The sequence below is a fragment of the Hahella chejuensis KCTC 2396 genome, assembly GCF_000012985.1.
Taxonomy (GTDB): domain Bacteria; phylum Pseudomonadota; class Gammaproteobacteria; order Pseudomonadales; family Oleiphilaceae; genus Hahella; species Hahella chejuensis.
In genome coordinates, this window is the sequence record NC_007645.1 from 1,061,629 (window position 1) to 1,078,328 (window position 16,700).

General features: G+C 53.3%; 19 protein-coding genes and 1 other RNA gene. 6 read left to right on the forward strand and 14 right to left on the reverse strand.

Annotated elements, in window-relative coordinates; all coding sequences use genetic code 11:
- A complete protein-coding gene (lpxL, locus tag HCH_RS04775) occupies window positions 1-933 on the reverse strand; it encodes an LpxL/LpxP family Kdo(2)-lipid IV(A) lauroyl/palmitoleoyl acyltransferase (RefSeq protein ID WP_011395014.1) in 933 nt (310 codons plus the stop codon).
- A gap of 178 nt (window positions 934-1,111) precedes the next feature.
- Between lpxL and hldE the strand changes: the two genes are divergently transcribed.
- Complete coding sequence (gene hldE / locus HCH_RS04780; RefSeq protein WP_011395015.1) at window positions 1,112-2,545, forward strand: bifunctional D-glycero-beta-D-manno-heptose-7-phosphate kinase/D-glycero-beta-D-manno-heptose 1-phosphate adenylyltransferase HldE; 1,434 nt, start codon at window positions 1,112-1,114, stop codon at window positions 2,543-2,545.
- 77 nt (window positions 2,546-2,622) lie between these two features.
- Here the strand turns inward: hldE and ppa are convergent, their stop codons facing one another.
- From ppa to rpiA, 3 genes are all read right to left on the reverse strand, one after another.
- Complete coding sequence (gene ppa, locus HCH_RS04785; protein WP_011395016.1) at window positions 2,623-3,150, reverse strand: inorganic diphosphatase; 528 nt, start codon at window positions 3,148-3,150, stop codon at window positions 2,623-2,625.
- An 86-nt stretch (window positions 3,151-3,236) separates the two neighbouring features.
- Entirely contained in the window at window positions 3,237-4,367 is a 1,131-nt protein-coding gene (locus HCH_RS04790; RefSeq protein ID WP_011395017.1) for an acyl-CoA dehydrogenase family protein, read from the reverse strand.
- Between the two features lie 223 nt (window positions 4,368-4,590).
- Entirely contained in the window at window positions 4,591-5,268 is a 678-nt protein-coding gene (gene rpiA / locus HCH_RS04795; protein ID WP_011395018.1) for a ribose-5-phosphate isomerase RpiA, read from the reverse strand.
- A 121-nt stretch (window positions 5,269-5,389) separates the two neighbouring features.
- Here rpiA and ilvA point away from each other — a divergent pair, with 121 nt between their 5' ends.
- Window positions 5,390-6,907 carry a threonine ammonia-lyase, biosynthetic gene (gene ilvA / locus HCH_RS04800; RefSeq protein ID WP_011395019.1) on the forward strand — a complete coding sequence of 506 codons (1,518 nt, stop codon included), beginning with the start codon at window positions 5,390-5,392 and terminating at the stop codon, window positions 6,905-6,907.
- 349 nt (window positions 6,908-7,256) lie between these two features.
- Here the strand turns inward: ilvA and HCH_RS04805 are convergent, their stop codons facing one another.
- The 4 genes from HCH_RS04805 to HCH_RS04815 all read right to left on the reverse strand — a co-directional run bounded on the left by HCH_RS04805 (window position 7,257) and on the right by HCH_RS04815 (window position 8,647).
- On the reverse strand, window positions 7,257-7,856 hold the full coding sequence (locus HCH_RS04805; protein ID WP_083769709.1) for a 5-formyltetrahydrofolate cyclo-ligase: 600 nt from the start codon (window positions 7,854-7,856) through the stop codon (window positions 7,257-7,259).
- Window positions 7,857-7,868: 12 nt separating this feature from the next.
- A non-coding RNA gene (gene ssrS, locus HCH_RS32960) (6S RNA) lies at window positions 7,869-8,051 on the reverse strand.
- Window positions 8,052-8,153: 102 nt separating this feature from the next.
- Entirely contained in the window at window positions 8,154-8,441 is a 288-nt protein-coding gene (locus tag HCH_RS04810; protein ID WP_011395021.1) for a cell division protein ZapA, read from the reverse strand.
- The gene (locus tag HCH_RS04815; RefSeq protein WP_011395022.1) at window positions 8,441-8,647 is read right to left on the reverse strand and encodes a TIGR02449 family protein; all 207 of its coding nucleotides are present in this window, start codon (window positions 8,645-8,647) and stop codon (window positions 8,441-8,443) included. Before HCH_RS04815 ends, HCH_RS04810 begins: the two co-directional genes overlap by 1 nt.
- A gap of 447 nt (window positions 8,648-9,094) precedes the next feature.
- On the opposite strand from HCH_RS04815, the gene HCH_RS04820 reads away from it, so the two are divergent.
- From HCH_RS04820 to HCH_RS04835, 4 genes are read left to right on the forward strand one after another with little or no spacing between them, the layout of a single operon-like run.
- Window positions 9,095-9,658 (forward strand): UPF0149 family protein, encoded by a 564-nt coding sequence (locus HCH_RS04820; protein WP_011395025.1) that lies wholly within the window; start codon window positions 9,095-9,097, stop codon window positions 9,656-9,658.
- A 36-nt stretch (window positions 9,659-9,694) separates the two neighbouring features.
- The gene (gene pepP, locus HCH_RS04825) at window positions 9,695-11,059 is read left to right on the forward strand and encodes a Xaa-Pro aminopeptidase (protein WP_011395026.1); all 1,365 of its coding nucleotides are present in this window, start codon (window positions 9,695-9,697) and stop codon (window positions 11,057-11,059) included.
- Window positions 11,056-12,291, forward strand: coding sequence for a 2-octaprenyl-6-methoxyphenyl hydroxylase (ubiH, locus tag HCH_RS04830; RefSeq protein WP_049780838.1), 1,236 nt, complete (start codon window positions 11,056-11,058; stop codon window positions 12,289-12,291). Before pepP ends, ubiH begins: the two co-directional genes overlap by 4 nt.
- 41 nt (window positions 12,292-12,332) lie before the next feature.
- Entirely contained in the window at window positions 12,333-13,535 is a 1,203-nt protein-coding gene (locus HCH_RS04835) for a UbiH/UbiF/VisC/COQ6 family ubiquinone biosynthesis hydroxylase (RefSeq protein WP_011395028.1), read from the forward strand.
- A gap of 67 nt (window positions 13,536-13,602) precedes the next feature.
- On the opposite strand, the gene HCH_RS04840 is transcribed toward HCH_RS04835, so the two are convergent.
- The 6 genes from HCH_RS04840 to hisI all read right to left on the reverse strand — a co-directional run bounded on the left by HCH_RS04840 (window position 13,603) and on the right by hisI (window position 16,682).
- Complete coding sequence (locus tag HCH_RS04840; protein ID WP_011395029.1) at window positions 13,603-14,310, reverse strand: 16S rRNA (uracil(1498)-N(3))-methyltransferase; 708 nt, start codon at window positions 14,308-14,310, stop codon at window positions 13,603-13,605.
- Window positions 14,311-14,332: 22 nt separating this feature from the next.
- Window positions 14,333-15,112: a twin-arginine translocase subunit TatC gene (gene tatC / locus HCH_RS04845; protein WP_148212480.1), complete on the reverse strand. Its 780-nt coding sequence runs from the start codon at window positions 15,110-15,112 to the stop codon at window positions 14,333-14,335.
- On the reverse strand, window positions 15,099-15,509 hold the full coding sequence (gene tatB / locus HCH_RS04850; RefSeq protein WP_011395031.1) for a Sec-independent protein translocase protein TatB: 411 nt from the start codon (window positions 15,507-15,509) through the stop codon (window positions 15,099-15,101). Before tatB ends, tatC begins: the two co-directional genes overlap by 14 nt.
- A gap of 24 nt (window positions 15,510-15,533) precedes the next feature.
- Complete coding sequence (gene tatA / locus HCH_RS04855) at window positions 15,534-15,776, reverse strand: Sec-independent protein translocase subunit TatA (RefSeq protein WP_011395032.1); 243 nt, start codon at window positions 15,774-15,776, stop codon at window positions 15,534-15,536.
- A gap of 81 nt (window positions 15,777-15,857) precedes the next feature.
- Window positions 15,858-16,190, reverse strand: a complete 333-nt coding sequence (locus HCH_RS34545) for a phosphoribosyl-ATP diphosphatase (RefSeq protein ID WP_011395033.1) — start codon at window positions 16,188-16,190, stop codon at window positions 15,858-15,860.
- A gap of 102 nt (window positions 16,191-16,292) precedes the next feature.
- Window positions 16,293-16,682, reverse strand: coding sequence for a phosphoribosyl-AMP cyclohydrolase (gene hisI / locus HCH_RS34550; RefSeq protein WP_011395034.1), 390 nt, complete (start codon window positions 16,680-16,682; stop codon window positions 16,293-16,295).
- Window positions 16,683-16,700 lie beyond the last annotated feature (18 nt).

Here is a 16,700-nt window from a genome sequence, read left to right on the forward strand (position 1 = left end):
TTATTTTCCAGAATATCTGCGGTGACTTTTGCCCTGTTGCTCAGTCTTAAACCGCCGATGCATCCACAGGTATTGGGCTGGATAGCGCCGGATAGCGTTTTCTATCGCCAGATTAGTGGCGGTGGCGTCCGCAAGGTCGTCGCCGGATGGGTAGTCAGATAGCGCGGGCTCGAAATAGACGTCATAGCCGCCGTTTTCATTACGGAAGTGGCTAAAGGGGACGACGGGCGCTCCGGTTTTTTGCGCGATGCGCGATGTTGTGGTGATGGTTGCTGCCGGAACATTAAAAAATGGCGCGAATACACTGCTGCGACGACCATAATCCTGGTCTGTGGCGTACCAGATTGTTCCGCCAGACTTCAGGTGGCGAATAAGGCCGCGCAAGTCGTCCTTGCTCAATATGGGATGGCAAAATTTACTACGGGCGCGGGTCATCACCAGGTTGAACAAGGGATTATCGTGGTCCCGTTGCATGCTGGCTGCGCGGGAATAAATATCAAATAACGCGCCGCCGAGATCCAGTGTGGTGAAGTGACCGCCTAATAGAATAACGCCCTTGCCCTTTGCCTGCGCCGCTTGCAGGTTTTCCAGTCCGTGCGCTTTGGTGATGGAGCGAAAGCGTTCTTTTCCTGTGAACCAGGCTGATGCGGCTTCAAAATAGCCAATAGCGTTGTTGTCGAAAGCGGATTTGACCAGCGCCTCCTTTTGTATCGCAGATAGCTCTGGAAAACACAGATTGATGTTCACCTCCGCGATATGGCGTCGCTTGGGTAGTAAATAATAAGCGGCGCGCCCCAATAGAACCCCTAATGCGCGTTGCCAGGATAAGGGGACGTGGGCGATCAGCCATAGTACGGCGATTCCCATCCACGTTGCCCAATAACGGGGGTGAATAAAGTCTGAGTAGGTCGGATCTCGTTTTTCTTCGGACACTTAACGGCGTTCCCAAAACAAAAGAAGCGCATTTTAGCCCGAACCCGTCCTGCTCTCCAGTTTGTCCGGTCAGTTGATGGAGCGGTAAGGTGCTGTCAGGGGGAGAGGCGTGCTAATATTGCGGCGCGATTCTTCCATCGCAAACAGTTAAATGAAGGCTTCAGTTTTGAGGACGGGCATGCAGATACAGCTTCCAATGTTTCAAAATTCACGGGTCGTAGTGGTTGGCGACGTTATGCTGGACCGCTACTGGTACGGCGCGACATCACGGATTTCTCCTGAAGCGCCGGTGCCCGTCGTCAAAGTGGAGCAGTTGGAAGATCGGCCCGGCGGCGCAGCTAACGTGGCGCTGAACATTGCTGCGCTAGGCAGTGCGGCGGTGATTTTGGGTGTGACGGGTAAAGACGAAGCTGCGCAGTCACTGGCGGCGCGAATGGAGTCTGCAGGCATATTGGCGGACTTCCAGGAGCACGAAACTTTACCAACCATCACCAAGCTGCGGGTGATTAGCCGGCATCAGCAATTGATTCGCATGGATTTTGAGGAGAGTTTCGCAGGCGTTCCGCAGGAGCAGCTGGAAAAGAAAGTAGCGGGACAATTGGCCGGCGCCGGGGCTTTGGTTTTATCCGATTACGGCAAGGGCGCTTTACGCGATCCTCAAGCGTTTATTCAGTTGGCGCGAAGCAAACAAATTCCCGTGTTGGTTGACCCTAAGGGCAGCGATTTCGAGAAATATCGCGGCGCAACCCTGATCACCCCTAACTTGTCTGAATTTGAAGCGGTGGTAGGGCATTGTACAAGCGAGGCGGAACTGGTTCAGCGAGGCTTAAAACTGGTTGAGGAGCTGGAGCTTGAAGCGTTGCTGGTGACTCGCAGTGAACAGGGAATGACCCTGTTGAGAGCAGGACGATCAGAACTGCATTTGCCTGCCCAGGCGAAAGAAGTCTTCGATGTTACTGGCGCTGGCGATACGGTTATCTCTGTGCTCGCCGCCGCCTTGGCGGCAGGAAGCGAGATGGGGCAGGCGGTGGCGCTGGCCAATATTGCGGCCGGCATTGTCGTCGGCAAACTGGGTACGGCCTCAGTCAGCGCGCCGGAGTTGCGTCGCGCAGTCCAGCAGGAGCAAGGCGCAGGGCGCGGTGCGATGACGGTGGAGCAATTAAAAGTGGCGTTGGACGATGCACGCGCGCATGGCGAGAAAATCGTATTCACTAACGGCTGCTTCGATATCATTCACGCCGGACATGTGGGATATCTGGATCAAGCGCGGAAACTGGGGGATCGGTTGGTCGTTGCGATTAACAGCGACGCTTCCGTGAGTCGTTTGAAAGGACCGGCGCGCCCGATTAACCCTCTCGAACGCAGAATGGCGGTGCTCGCTGGCCTGGAAGCGGTGGACTGGGTTACCTGGTATGAAGATGACACGCCAGAACGGTTATTAGAAATTCTAAAGCCGGATATCCTGGTGAAAGGCGGCGACTACAGCAAAGAGCAAGTTGTCGGTTGGGAAATCGTCGAAGGCTATGGTGGAGAGGTTCGGGCGTTGGACTTTCTGGATAACTGTTCAACGACTGCTATCGTTGAAAAGATTCGCAAGGATCAGGTGAAATAGTCGCCCAGCGTTGCGAAAACCTACTTAGAAGTGGGTAACGACCGGCGACGCTGGGGCGTCGCCGGAGACCGCAACAATTAACCTTTGTAGGCCGCCGCTGCGTCTTGAATCGCCTTACGGGCCGCTTCGCGGTTCGCCCAGCCAGCAATTTTCACCCACTTGCCTTCCTCAAGATCTTTATAGTTCTCAAAGAAATGCTCGATCTGCTTGATCAGCAGTTCAGGCAGGTCAGTTGGCTCGTTGACGTTGTTGTACAGCGGAGTCAGCTTGGAGTGAGGCACCGCCAACAGCTTGGCGTCTTCGCCAGCTTCATCGGTCATGTTCAACACGCCGATTGGACGGCAACGGATCACTGCGCCGGGCTGGATCGGGTAGGGCGCCACAACCAACACATCCAACGGGTCGCCGTCGTCAGACAGCGTGTGAGGGATAAAGCCGTAGTTGCAGGGATAGAACATGGGCGTGGCCATGAAGCGGTCGACAACTACCGCACCGGAGTCCTTGTCGATTTCGTATTTGATCGGGCTGCTTTGCGCCGGAATTTCGATCACGACATTAATGTCGTCTGGCAGTTCTTTACCTGCGGAAATATTGTCAAAGTTCATAATCTGTACTTTCCATTCTATTAAAAAGCTGGGCAGCAAATTATAGGAGCTTTGCCCTGCTAAAACCAATAAGGCGTCTGTCCGAGCTAAAGTCCGAGCTGTTTGGCGATAATTTCGTTCATGATTTCGGTAGAGCCGCCTCCGATGCTGAGAATGCGGGCGTCCCGATATAAGCGCTCTACTACGGATTCGCGCATGTAGCCCATGCCGCCGTGAATCTGAACGGCGGCGTTCGTTACCTCTTGGGCGGCTTGCGAGCAAAAGTTCTTCGCCATGGCGACTTCTTTGATCGGGTTATCGCCGTTCTGTATGCGTTGCGCAATATTTAATGTGTAGTTGCGAGCGATGTCCACCTGCGTCGCCATCTCGACCAGGCGATGCTTAATGACTTGGAACTTAGCGATTTTTCTACCAAACGCGTCACGCTGACGAGCGTAGCTCAAGGCCTGTTCATAGGCGATTTGCGCGGTCATGTAAGCCATGATGGAAAGCGCGAGGCGCTCCATCAAAAAATTGCTCATGATAGCGATGAAACCGCTGTTTTCCGGGCCGATGAGATTTTCCGCAGGAACGAGGCAGTCATTAAAGAACAGCTCTGCGGTGTCGCTGGCCCACCATCCCATCTTTTTAAGCGGTTGTCCCGTGCTGAATCCATTCCTATCACGTTCTACAAGTATCAGACTGATGCCCCCGTGGCCTTCGCCGCCAGTGCGTACGGCGACCGTGTAGAAGTCCGCCCGATGACCGCTGGTGATGAAGGTCTTGGAGCCATTGATGCGGTAAAAATCTCCTTTCCGTACGGCGTGAGTTTGTAAATTGGCGACGTCAGAACCCCCGCCGGGTTCTGTGATGGCGAGAGCGGCGATCTTTTCACCCTGGAGCACAGAAGGAATCACTTTATTCTGCAGTATCGGACTCCCCCAGCGGGCAATGGGCGGCAAGGCGATATCCAATGATCCCAGGCTGGCGACAAACCCGCCGGACGTACTGCGCATGAGTTCTTCGCTGACGACGACTTTCATTAATATGTCGTTTTCGCCGGAGCCGCCCCACTTTTCATTGAAGCCAACGCCCAGCACGCCAGCCTCTCCCGCCAGGCGATAGATCTCCCGGGGAAACGCGCCGGCCTCCTCCCACTCTTGTATATAAGGCGCGACATGTTGCTTGATGAATGCGGCTGTAGTGCGCCGCGCCATTTGATGGGTGTCGTTGAACATGCGCAATTCCTTTATCTCGTTGTTATTGGGATTTAGCTTATCGATCAATTAAAAACCAAGCAAGCGCTTGTTTTTTTGTGGGGGCTTGGATGATATGGGAGGGGGGTTAACGTTGCGGATATATGAAAGAAAAAAGAAACAGGAGAGATCTGTAAACGAGACTGCGACAGAAGGGAGGGAGCGAATGGCGCGGCCCTGACTAGAGGGCGCGCGCCAGACTAAATCAGGCGTCAACCTTGATAGTTTTTACACCTTCTTGTGATCCCAGCAGAAGCACATCAGCAGGACGCATGGCGAACAAGCCGTTGGTCACTACGCCGGTGATTTGATTGATCTGTTGCTCCAGTTTTACGGGCTCCAGAATACGCAGGTTGAACACGTCCAGAATAATATTGCCATTATCCGTCACACAGCCTTCGCGGTAGACCGGGTCGCCGCCCAGCTTAACCAATTCCCTTGCTACATAGCTGCGCGCCATGGGGATAACTTCTATTGGTAATGGGAAATCGCCAAGTACGTCCACCCATTTGGATTCGTCAGCGATACAGATAAAGGTTTTGGCGTTGGCGGCGACAATTTTCTCTCGCGTCAACGCGGCGCCGCCGCCTTTGATCAACTCCAGGCGTGGGTTGGTTTCGTCAGCACCGTCGATATAGAACTCCAGACCGGAAACGGAGTTAAGCTCGTATACGGGAATATTATGCTTCTTCAAGCGTTCTGCGGAGGCTTCTGAGCTGGCCACTGCGCCCTCGAACTGGGTTCTTACTTCCGCAAGCGCGTCGATGAAGTAGTTGGCAGTAGAGCCTGTGCCGATGCCGAGAATGGTGTCCGACTGCAGGTGGGGTTTGATATAGTCCAGCGCCGCTTTTGCGACTGCCTGCTTTAATTCGTCCTGGTTCATAAGCCCGCCCTCAAAAAATTGGCAATTATAGTCTTCGCGCCTTTTCAATAGTAGACGTTGGGTCCGTAATGCCGATATTATTTGGCGCTTAATTCCGCTAGCGATTTAGTAAGTTCCCATCATGCCCCACCGATATATAAAAAAGATCCTGGACGCCAAAGTCTATGATGTTGCGATAGAGTCTCCTTTGGAGTCGGCCCACCTGCTCAGCCACAGGTTCAATAATCATATTCTATTGAAGCGTGAGGATTTGCAGCCGGTTTTCTCTTTCAAGTTACGGGGCGCCTATAACAAGCTCGCCCAACTCTCCGGTATCGCTAAAGAAAAAGGCGTGATTGCGGCCTCGGCAGGTAATCATGCCCAAGGACTGGCGCTGGCTGCGCAAAAGTTGGGCGTCAAAGCGACAATCGTCATGCCGCAAACCACACCGGAAATCAAAGTGAATTCCGTGCGGGCGAAAGGCGCAAAAGTGGTGCTGAAAGGGGACGCCTTTGACGAAGCGGCGGCGCATGCGCAAATGCTGGTCAAAGAAAAAGGGTACATCTATATACCTCCATTTGACGATGAAGAGGTTATTGCAGGTCAGGGCACAGTGGGTATGGAGATTATGTGGCAACACACGTCCCCCTTACATGCCGTGTTCGTTCCCGTTGGCGGCGGTGGTTTGATTGCGGGCGTCGCCGCATATATCAAGTATCTGCGTCCCGATGTCAAAGTTATTGGCGTGGAGCCGGAAGACTCCAACTGTCTTCACGCTGCGTTGAAGGCGGGCAAGCGGGTGACGTTGCCGGAAGTAGGCATCTTCGCCGACGGCGTCGCCGTCAAACAAATTGGTAAAGCGCCTTGGGAAGTTTGTCGTCAGTATGTGGATGAAGTGGTTCTCGTCTCTACAGACGAAATCTGCGCAGGCATCAAAGATGTTTTTGAGGATACCCGCTCTATCGCCGAACCGGCTGGCGCATTGGCTGTCGCTGGATTGAAGAAGTATGTGGCGAGAGAGAAAATTCAGGATCAAAACCTGATCGCCATCGTAAGCGGCGCAAATATGAACTTCGATCGTCTGGGGTATATCACTGAGCGCACCGAAGTAGGCGAGGAGCGCGAGGCGATTCTGGCGGTAAAAATTCCAGAGCGACCAGGTAGTTACAAGCGTTTCATCCAGGCGTTAAGCCGTCGCAATATTACAGAGTTTAATTATCGTTATTGTGATGCGACGGAAGCGCAAATTTTCGTAGGCGTCCAGATCAGCTCCGGGCTGGAGGAGCGTAAGGAGCTGGTTGGCGCGTTGGAGGAGAAAGGCTATTCGGTGCTGGACCTCACCGATAACGAAGTCGCCAAAATGCACATCCGCCATATGGTGGGCGGGCATTCCCCGGCGTTAATCAACGAGAAGGTTTTTCGCTTTGAATTTCCAGAGCGTCCAGGGGCTTTAATGAAGTTCCTCATGGCGTTTGGCGCCCGCTGGAATATCACTATGTTTCATTATCGTAATCATGGCGCCGCTTATAGTCGTGTATTAATGGGCGCGCAGGTGAACGATGATGAGGTGGCGGAGTTCCGGAAGATGCTGGATACCGTTGGTTTTCGGTATTGGGAGGAGACCAATAACCCTGCCTACAAACTGTTTCTAGGCGCCTGATAATTAAGAGGTTTTAATATAAAGGCAGAAACGGTCACACTATTGTGTTTTAAGGCTTTGATTTAAATCAGGCAGGAGTTACAATACTTTTCTATAATTTCAAGTTAAGACAATTACCTATTTGTCTGATTTATAAAATTAAAAAAACGCCAATGAAAATTAGGGGGATGCATGAAGCGCAAGCCTGACGTCATGCTTACGCTTGTGATCGTATTTTGCCTTGGGTTAGTCGTCAGCGGCTTCACAACCTTTGGCCACAAGGAAGCACGTACGTCGCCCACATATGTTTCCGTCGCTGGCGAGGACGTTAATTAGTCCCTGTCTTCGTGACGATTCGAAAATAGCCCTGTTAACGCAGGGCTTTTTTGTTTCTGAAGTGATGTAACTGTTGGTCTGTGGCGACAGCGGACAGTGGAATATCCCATGGTTCGTGGGGTAGCTCTGGGAATTGCTGGAAATGATGAGCGAAGCCGATCAACTTCGGTCTTTTGATAATGACCCGGCGGTCAGCGAAGGTGCGATCATAATAGCCCCCACCCATTCCCAATCGATTCCCCTGTTTATCAAAGGCGACCAAGGGAAAGCACACCACATGCAATGACCAGGGCGGAACTCTTTTCGCTCCCCGAAGCACAGGTTCGGGGATGCCGTACTTATTGGGTTTGAGCTTGGTTCCGGGCTCATACCGAACGAACCAGAGCCGGTTGTGATAAAGAGGGTGTAACACGGGAAGATAACAGGCTTTTTTTCTACGCCACAGGCGCTGAATAGTTGGGAGCGGATTGATTTCCCCGTCGTTGGCGAGATATAGGCCCCAACGAGCGCTACGACTGAGATGGATGGCTGAGCTGAGTGATTTTTGCAGACCGGAAGCGGCGCTGCGTTGTTGTGCGGGTGTCAGCGCTCTGCGTTTTTTGCGCATGGCGCGACGAATAGACGCTTTATTCATAGCAGAAAAAATAAACTCCCCGAGACAGCCGCTGTCTGACGTGGCCCTTGAACCCTTTGGTTCAAGGAGGTAACCGCTGGAATGAATTAGGCTTTCCCTTCAAGAGGGACTTGCACACATCACTCGCAGGAGGTAACCAATAATAAAATTCATCGGCTCGAGGACGTATCTGACTGGCGAGCAGTTCAGGGAGCTTGGGTCCTATTATAACGAAAAATGTAAAAAAAGCAGTGGGGTGAACCGGGAATATTCAATATTTTTTTCTTTTTTGATTACGTAATTGTATGTTTTGTAAAGTTATTTATTTCTCAATGCGGCGTCCAGCTTTTCATGAAGCGTGCTCAGGGTGGAAGAAACCTGTTCGGTTTTCTGTCCTTGCTGCATCAAATCGTAAGTCAGGTTCAAGGCGGCCATGACCGCGATTCTTTCAGTTCCGTAAACTTTACCCGACGCCCGGATTTCCTTCATTTTCTGATCCAGCGCCCGCGCGGCGTCTTCCAGTTGGCGCTGCGCTTCAGGAGGACAGGCGACCAGATATTCCTTGTCCAGGATAGTGACTGTGGCGGTATGGTTGGTGCGACTCATTAACGTTGCTCCAATGCTTTCAAACGACTGATCATGGCCTCGATTTTGGAGCGGGCCAGATCGTTCTTCTGTAATAGTTGCATGCGTTCCTTTTGCCAGTCTTCCTGCAGCTGGCGTAGCGCCTGATTATCTGCTTCGAGCTGTTTGCACTTCTGTATCAGGCGGTCAATTTTATCGCTTAACTGCTGCAACTGAGAAACATCCATAAGTTTTTCCAGTGGTATTGCCAGGGTTCTTCAGGAAGAGTTTTCTAACATGACTCGGCTTATGACGGACGCAAATCAAAGTGGAAAAATGTTAGAAAACCAAACTGTAGGCGCATGGGCGTCCAATTAAATATAAGTCGCCGATGTAAGGGGGTCAACGTGCGCACCCGCGTGGCGATATAAGTGGGCGTCATGTTAGCATACACAGCATTATTCTGGCGTGAGTCGATCCTGATAAAGTTGACGTCAGAACCGTAAAAAACATGATGGCGAAAGCCTGAGCCGTCGCATATATATTCAATTGCGCCTGAAGCGCTTTATTAAAGCAGAGCGGGCGTTTTTGCCAAATGAATTCTATTTAATAAGGTTACGCCATTCGCCGTTGCGAACGATAATGGTTCAACCTGTGGAAGTGGGCGACTTCCGCCCGATTGGAGAATTAAACGAATGTCCCAACCCTACCATGCCCTGCAACAACTATTGAACCGCATCGACGCAGACGCGACTCCTGCTGGAGTTCACGGTCTCTGGTGCGGAAGAATGGCGGCGGGAGACCGGGCGCAGGATAACGACTGGTGGAGCTACACGCTGCGCTTCGCCGGCAGCGTCAATGCGATTGAAGACAACCTGCAGGCGGCGTTCAAAGCCGTATACGGCTACGCGGAAGCGGCGTTGACGCAGGATAATATGAGTTTCCAGCCCTGGTTGCCGGAAGATGCCGTTGAGTGCGCGTTGCGGGTCGCAGCGCTGGCGGACTGGTGCAGGGGCTTCGTTGAGGGGCTGACGTCCGTATTGGGAAGCGGACTTTCCTCCTGTTCGGCGGATGTTCAGGAAATTCTTCAGGATTTGATGGATATCGGCGAAGTGGACCCGGAAGTAGATGGCGACGAGCAGGATGAAAGGGAGCTGCTGGAACTGACTGAATTTGTGAAAGTGGCGGCGTTGAATGTGCTGCAGGAACTTACCGTCGCTAAAAAGAACGCCGCCCCGGAAAAGAAGACGCTACATTAACGGTCCAAGGACAAGGCCCGCCGGCAGTTTGTACGGATGTGCGCCATATTACGGATAACTAAAAGTTTAAGAGAGATTGACGTGCAAGCATTATCGATTCGTGAATATCAGAAACGTCGGCGCCACCTGCTTGATGTAATGACGCCCAACAGCATCGCCATTCTGCCCGCAGCGCCAATTCGCGTGCGTAATCGCGACTCGGAGTATCCCTACCGTCAGAGTAGCGACTTCCATTATCTCAGCGGCTTTGCGGAGCCGGACGCGGTGATGGTGCTGATCCCGGAACGCGAGCACGGTGAATCCATTTTGTTCTGCAAGGAAAAGAACCCTGACTACGAGCGCTGGAATGGAAAGTTGGCGGGACAGGAAGGGGCGATTGAACAGTATCTCTTCGATGATGCTTTCCCTATTGACGATATTGATGAAATTCTACCGGGCCTGCTGGAAGGTAAGCAGCGGGTTTATTACTCCATGGGCCTGGATGAGAAGTTTGATCGCAGGGTCATGGAATGGATCAATGTCATACGCAGCAAAATCAAGAACGGTGCGCATCCGCCTGGAGAGTTCGTGGCGTTAGAGCATACGCTGCATGATATGCGCCTGTTCAAGTCTTCCGCTGAAGTCAAAATTATGAAGCAGGCGGCGCGTATCAGCGCCGAGGCGCATAACGAAGCCATGCGCATTTGTAAGCCTGGGATGTATGAGTATCAGCTAGAAGCCGCCATACAACACATTTTTTTACGGGAAGGCTCACGGGCGCAGGCCTACAACTGCATTGTCGGCGGTGGCGAGAATGCCTGTATTCTTCATTACGTCACTAATAACGACAAGCTGAAGAGCGGAGATCTGGTATTGATCGACGCGGGCTGTGAGCTGGATTGCTATGCGTCCGATATCACCCGGACATTCCCGGTATCAGGCCAGTTCAGCGCTGAACAGCGCACCATTTATGAGATTGTGCTGGCGTCTCAGGAAGCTGCGATTAAAGAAGTACGTCCCGGCCGTCATTGGAACCAGCCGCACGAAGCGGCGCTGAAAGTAATTACTGAAGGTCTGCGTGAAATTGGTCTGCTTAAAGGCGAGCTGAATGAGCTGATTGAAACCGAGGCCTACAAGAAATTCTTTATGCACCGCACGGGGCACTGGCTGGGCCTGGATGTGCATGATGTCGGCGACTACAAGGTTGGTGGCGAATGGCGCGTGTTGGAGCCCGGCATGGCGCTGACGGTCGAACCCGGTATTTACATCGCGCCAGAATTGGAAGATGTCGATCCGCGCTGGAAAGGCATTGGCGTTCGTATCGAAGACGATGTGATCGTGACCAAGCAGGGTGGTGAGGTCATTACCTCGGGTACGCCGAAGAAAGTCGATGAAATTGAGGCCTTGATGCGGGGTAAATGATGACCCGTCACTACGATATCGTTATCGTCGGCGGAGGTCTGGTCGGCGCAACCTTGGCTTTGGCCTTACAGCAGTCTTCCCGGCGTCGCTTTCAAGTGGCGCTGGTGGAGGCGCACTCCTTGCAGACCTCGTCTGAGGGGCCCTTTACACCCAGTTTCGATGTGCGCTCCACGGCGCTGTCTCACGGCTCTCGCCTTCTGTATGAACGCATGGGCGTGTGGTCTGCGATGGCTCCTTATGCCGGAGGCATCAGCGCAATCCATGTCTCTGAACAGGGTAAATGGGGCGCAACCCGTCTGCAGGCAAGGGAGCAGGGCCTGGATGCTTTTGGCTATGTGGTTCCCAATGCGGCCATTGGACGCAGCCTCGTTGCGTCATTGGAGGGATGGGCGGACCTGACAGTCCTGACGCCCGCAGAGGCTGTGTCCGCGGAGAGCTGTCCTGAAGGAATGCGGGTGAGTCTGCGGGAAGGGGAGCGCGAACGGGACATAGTTGGAAGACTGCTGGTGCTGGCGGACGGAGGTCGCTCCAGTCTGGCGGAGGGGTTTGGTATCGCCAGCCGTCACGAGGACTATGGTCAGCATGCGTTGGTGGTGAACGTGAGCCTTTCTCGCTCACACGACAATATTGCGTATGAGCGCTTCATTGATGGCGGCGCTGTCGCCTTTTTGCCGCTGGCGTCTGAGGGTAATGATCGAATGGCCGTAGTCTGGACAGTTCCGAGCAATCGCTTGCAGGGGCTGCTGTCCCTGAATAAAGCCGGTTTCGCTGAGGCGCTGCAATCTCAGATCGGCTACCGAATTGGCCGAATTGTCCAGGTCGGCGATATCAATCATTACCCGCTCACGTTACAAACCGCTCAGGAGCAGGTTAGAGAAGGCCTGGTGCTGCTGGGTAACTCGGCGCATACGCTGCATCCGGTGGCGGGACAGGGGTATAACCTGTCTTTGAGGGATGCGCTGCATTTGGCGGAAGCGTTGAACGAAGCGGTCACCAATGAAGAATTGGGCGGGTTGTCGATATTGAACAAATATCTGGCGCGTCAGCAGGCGGACCAGAAACGCACTGTGACGGCCAGTGACGGGCTGATCAAATTATTTGGCGAAAAGTCCGTCTGGCTGGAGAGCATCCGGCAGTTTGGCTTGATTAGCCTGAATCTGGCGCCTGCGGCGAAACGCCGTTTCGCTGAATACGCCATGGGCGTCGCGGAGCGTGCGCCGCAATGGCGGTGAATATTGATTATCCGGGGTCTGCAAAGTAGAGGCTTCCTATTGTGAAGACACAGTTTCCTGTCGCCGTCGTTGGCGGCGGTATGGTTGGCGCGGCGATGGCATTGGGCTTGTCGGCGCAGGATATTGAGGTGGCCCTGATTGATCCCGGTGGGTTGAACACGGCGACGTCGCCCAAGTGCAATGACGCGCACAGCTTCGACCGCCGTGTCAGCGCCCTGACCTTGGCGAGTGAGAAGCTGCTGCGTGATTTGAATGTATGGACGGATATCGAGCCATATTGCTTGCGTTACACCGATATGGACGTATGGGATAGCGCGGGAAGCGGGCGGATAGTGTTTTCCTCGGCTGACGTTTATGAAAGCAGCTTGGGTTTGATTGTCGAGAACCGTGTGGTGACGTCTGCTTTGCATCAACGTATTGCTGAGCGCCCTAATATCCATGTCATCAAGGATCAGGCGACTGCGTTGCAGTCGGGCGCTTCGGGTTACTCCCTTGAAACCGGGGGCGGGGAGACGGTTTCCTGCAGGATGCTGGTTGGCGCGGATGGGGCTTTGTCACGTATTCGCCAGTGGTTGAGCATTCCGACACGGGAATGGGATTACGGACAGCGGGCGATTGTTGCGACGATAACAACTTCCCGTCCTCATCAGTTCACCGCCCGGCAGCGTTTTTTGCCTACAGGCCCGTTGGCTCTGCTGCCTTTGCTGGACCAGGATAGAAACTACCGTTGTTCATCTATTGTCTGGTCAGCGGATTCTGCGGAAGCAGGTCGATTAATGGAACTGGACGACGCCAGCTTCAAAGCTGCGCTATACGAGGCGTCCGAGCAGGCGTTGGGGGAGGTGGTCGATATCAGTCGACGCTTTGCTTTCCCGCTCAGACAGCGGCACGCTAAGCGTTACTATGACGGCGGCGCGGTGCTTATCGGCGATGCGGCGCATACTATTCACCCCTTGGCGGGTCAGGGCGTCAATCTTGGTTTTGAAGATGTCGCTGCATTGCTGGATGAGGCGCGACGCGCTTTGTCCCGGGGCGTCCCCTTGGGACATGAAGAAATGCTGCGGCGCTACCAGCGAAGGCGTCAGGCTGGAAATCTCTCTATGATGACCCTGATGGAGGCGTTCAAGCGCGGCTTTGGGCATCCTTCTCCCATGATTGCAGGAGTAAGGAACGCCGGACTGGCGCTGGTGAACAAAACGCCGTTCATCAAGAAGGAACTGATTCGCCAGGCGATGGGTGTTTAATAATATGGATTATGGCGCGGGCGAGCCCATGGCGTCTGCTTCCTGATAGTGCTCGCCGCCGTGTGATTTACAGGTAGAGCTTGCCAATCAGCGCGGGAATAACTGTTTCTACGCGAAGTATGCGCTTACCCAGAGTGAAGCCCTTAAAGCCGATTTCCTCCAGCTTTTTTACTTCATAAGGCGTGAAACCGCCTTCGGGTCCTACCGCCAAAGTCAGCGGCCCATTGACCTGGGGCGATTGCGCTTCTGATGTCGGGTGCGCCACCCAGGCGTCGCTTCCGGCAATGATGCCGGGCAGCTCGTCCTCTACAAAGGGCTTGAACAGTTTGCGCATATGGATTTCAGGAAGCAGGGTATCCACCCCCTGTTCGAGGCCGAGCAGAACGTTTTCTCTTAACGATGAAGCTTCCAGCCAGGGAGTTTGCCAATAGCTTTTTTCCACCTTGTAGGAGTTGATCAAGTAGATGCGTTTCACTCCCAAAGAGACGGTACTCTGAATCACTCTACGCATCATCTTTGGGCGGGGCAGAGCCAGGATCAGGGTCAGGTCCAACGGCGGCGGCGCTTCGACGTTCAAGTTCACTTCCAGTCGCGCGCGCTCATCGTTGATATCGAGTAAGCGGGCGGTTCCCATCTCTCCGTTGATCTGACCGACGCGAATATCGTCGCCGGCTTGGGCTTTCAATACTTTGCGCAGGTGCTCTGCGCGTCTGTCAGTAAGAGTGAGCTGGCCGGACGCGGATAACTCTTCCGCTGAGAACAACAGGATATTCATAAAATCAGAACTAAATTGGAAGTCAGGTATTGATGGACTCGGAGTTGGAATCCGCGGTTGGCTCCACCCAACGGCTACATAAGACGCCGACTTCGAACAGGAGCCACATAGGCACCGCCAGCAGGGTTTGCGAAATCACGTCGGGAGGCGTCAACAGCATACCAATGATGAAGCAGATAACGACGATGTAAGGACGCTTTTCCCGCAGGCTGGCCACATTTGTGATGCCTACTTTGACCATCAGCACCGTGGCGATAGGGATCTCGAAGGCGAAACCGAACGCGAAGAACAGCTTGAGGATGAAGTCCAGATATTTGTTGATATCCGTCATCACCGTCACGCCTTCAGGGCTGGCGCTGGCGAAAAAGTTGAACGCCAGCGGAAACACCACGTAATAGGCGAAAGCGACGCCCAGATAAAACAGGAGCACGCTGCTCACCAGAAGAGGGATCGCCAGCTTTTTCTCGTGCTTATACAACGCAGGAGCGATAAACGACCAGATCTGATAAAGGATGAACGGAATCACGATAAAGATCGCCAGCACCATCGTCAGCTTGAACGGGGCCAGGAACGGCGACGCCACTTCGGTGGCGATCATGGTGGCGCCTTCCGGCATCGCCGCGCGCAGCGGTTTGGCCAGATAGGCGTAGATTTCATTGCGAAACGCATACAGGGGCAAAAACGCCACCAGCACCGCTAAAACGGAATGTAAAAGACGGTTGCGCAGTTCAACCAAATGATCAAATAACGGCAGTTCTTTATCTATGTTGTCGTCGCGCGGAGTCATTTCAGGAGCGGTCATGCTGCTTGGAAGCGTCGTCGGAATGGGAGTGGGATTCTACCGGTTGTGGGTCAGGCCCGGAAGACGGCGTTTGGGGAGTGCTGGCTTTGGAAGACATCGGCGTAGCCGGGTTCTTCTCGACCATGTCCTCATATTTCTTCGCTTCAGCCAGGGCCTCGTTGACAGTTTGCTGGATTTTCTCCAAGCCAAGCGTATCGCCCTCTTTGCGCAGCCGTTCCCGCATCTCTTCAGCTTTCAGTTGCCGGTCTATTTCAGAAGACATCTGACTGACCATGCGGCGAATGCGGCCGACCCATAAGCCGGTCTTGCGCGCGGCGTAGGGTAAACGCTCCGGGCCGAGCACCAGCAGGCCAATGACAGCAACCAGCGCTAGCTCTGGAAATCCGATATCGAACATAAGCTATTGGTCGTCCGATATGGATCAGCTGTGTTTGGATTCAGTCTTCGCGTCGTTACGCTCTACGGAGCCTTCGATAGTACGGCTCTCATTTTGCGACAGCTTCTTGGGCTCTTTGTCTTCTTCGGATTCGCCATCGCTCATGGCTTTCTTAAAGCCTTTCACCGCTCCGCCCAGATCGCCGCCAATATTTTTCAGCTTTTTCGTACCGAACAACAGCACGATGATTAACAGAACGATGAGTAGTTGCCACATGGATATGCCCATGATTGTGCTCCTTTGAAGTATTACTGCCTGATTACCAAATCCAACAAGTCCAGCGTTAGCGCCGGTGCGGGCTGTCCGCTGCTATTTCTTTCCCCGCGAGGCTTTTTCCTCAAGCCCCGAAATGTCAAAGCGCCGAGCCAGCTCCTGCATGATTTCCTGCGGAGCGATGTTCAAGTGACTCAACATCACCAAGCTGTGAAACCACAGATCCGCCGTTTCATAAATTACATTATGCGTCGAACCGTCCTGTTCTGCATCTTTGGCGGCGAGGATGGTTTCGGTGCATTCTTCGCCGACTTTCTCCAGAATTTTATTTAGTCCTTTCGCATGTAGACTGGCGACGTAGGACGAATCCGGATCGGCCAGCTTGCGTTCTTCGAGCACTTTGCCGAGCTGGGTCAATATGTCGTTCATGTTGCGCTTTTCCAAGCCTCTGAAAACAAATTGTCTAATTATTTCGTTGCGCCTGCCGAGTCGCCAATCAGCGCTATGGTTGGCGAATCAGAGCGCTGGCGTTTATCCGTAGATATCCTTTGGATCTTTCTTTACCGGCGTGTTGATCTTCCACTCTTGTGCGTCAAGGGAACGGAAAAAACAGTTTTCACGCCCGGTATGACAAGCAATTCCACCAATTTGTTCAACTTTCAGCAGCAACGTGTCGCCGTCACAGTCCAGTAGAATATCTTTGACTTTCTGTACGTGCCCGGAGGTCTCGCCCTTATGCCAGAGTCTGCTCCGGGAGCGGGACCAATACACCGCTTCCTGTTTGGCTATCGTTTCAGACAATGCGTCTTCGTTCATCCACGCCATCATCAGCACGGTTCCGGTGTCGCTGTCCTGGGCGATGACGGGGATAAGGCCGTCGTTATTCCACTTTATTGCGAGGCGCCAATTCTGCTCTGTCATTGTTACCGTTTTATTTCT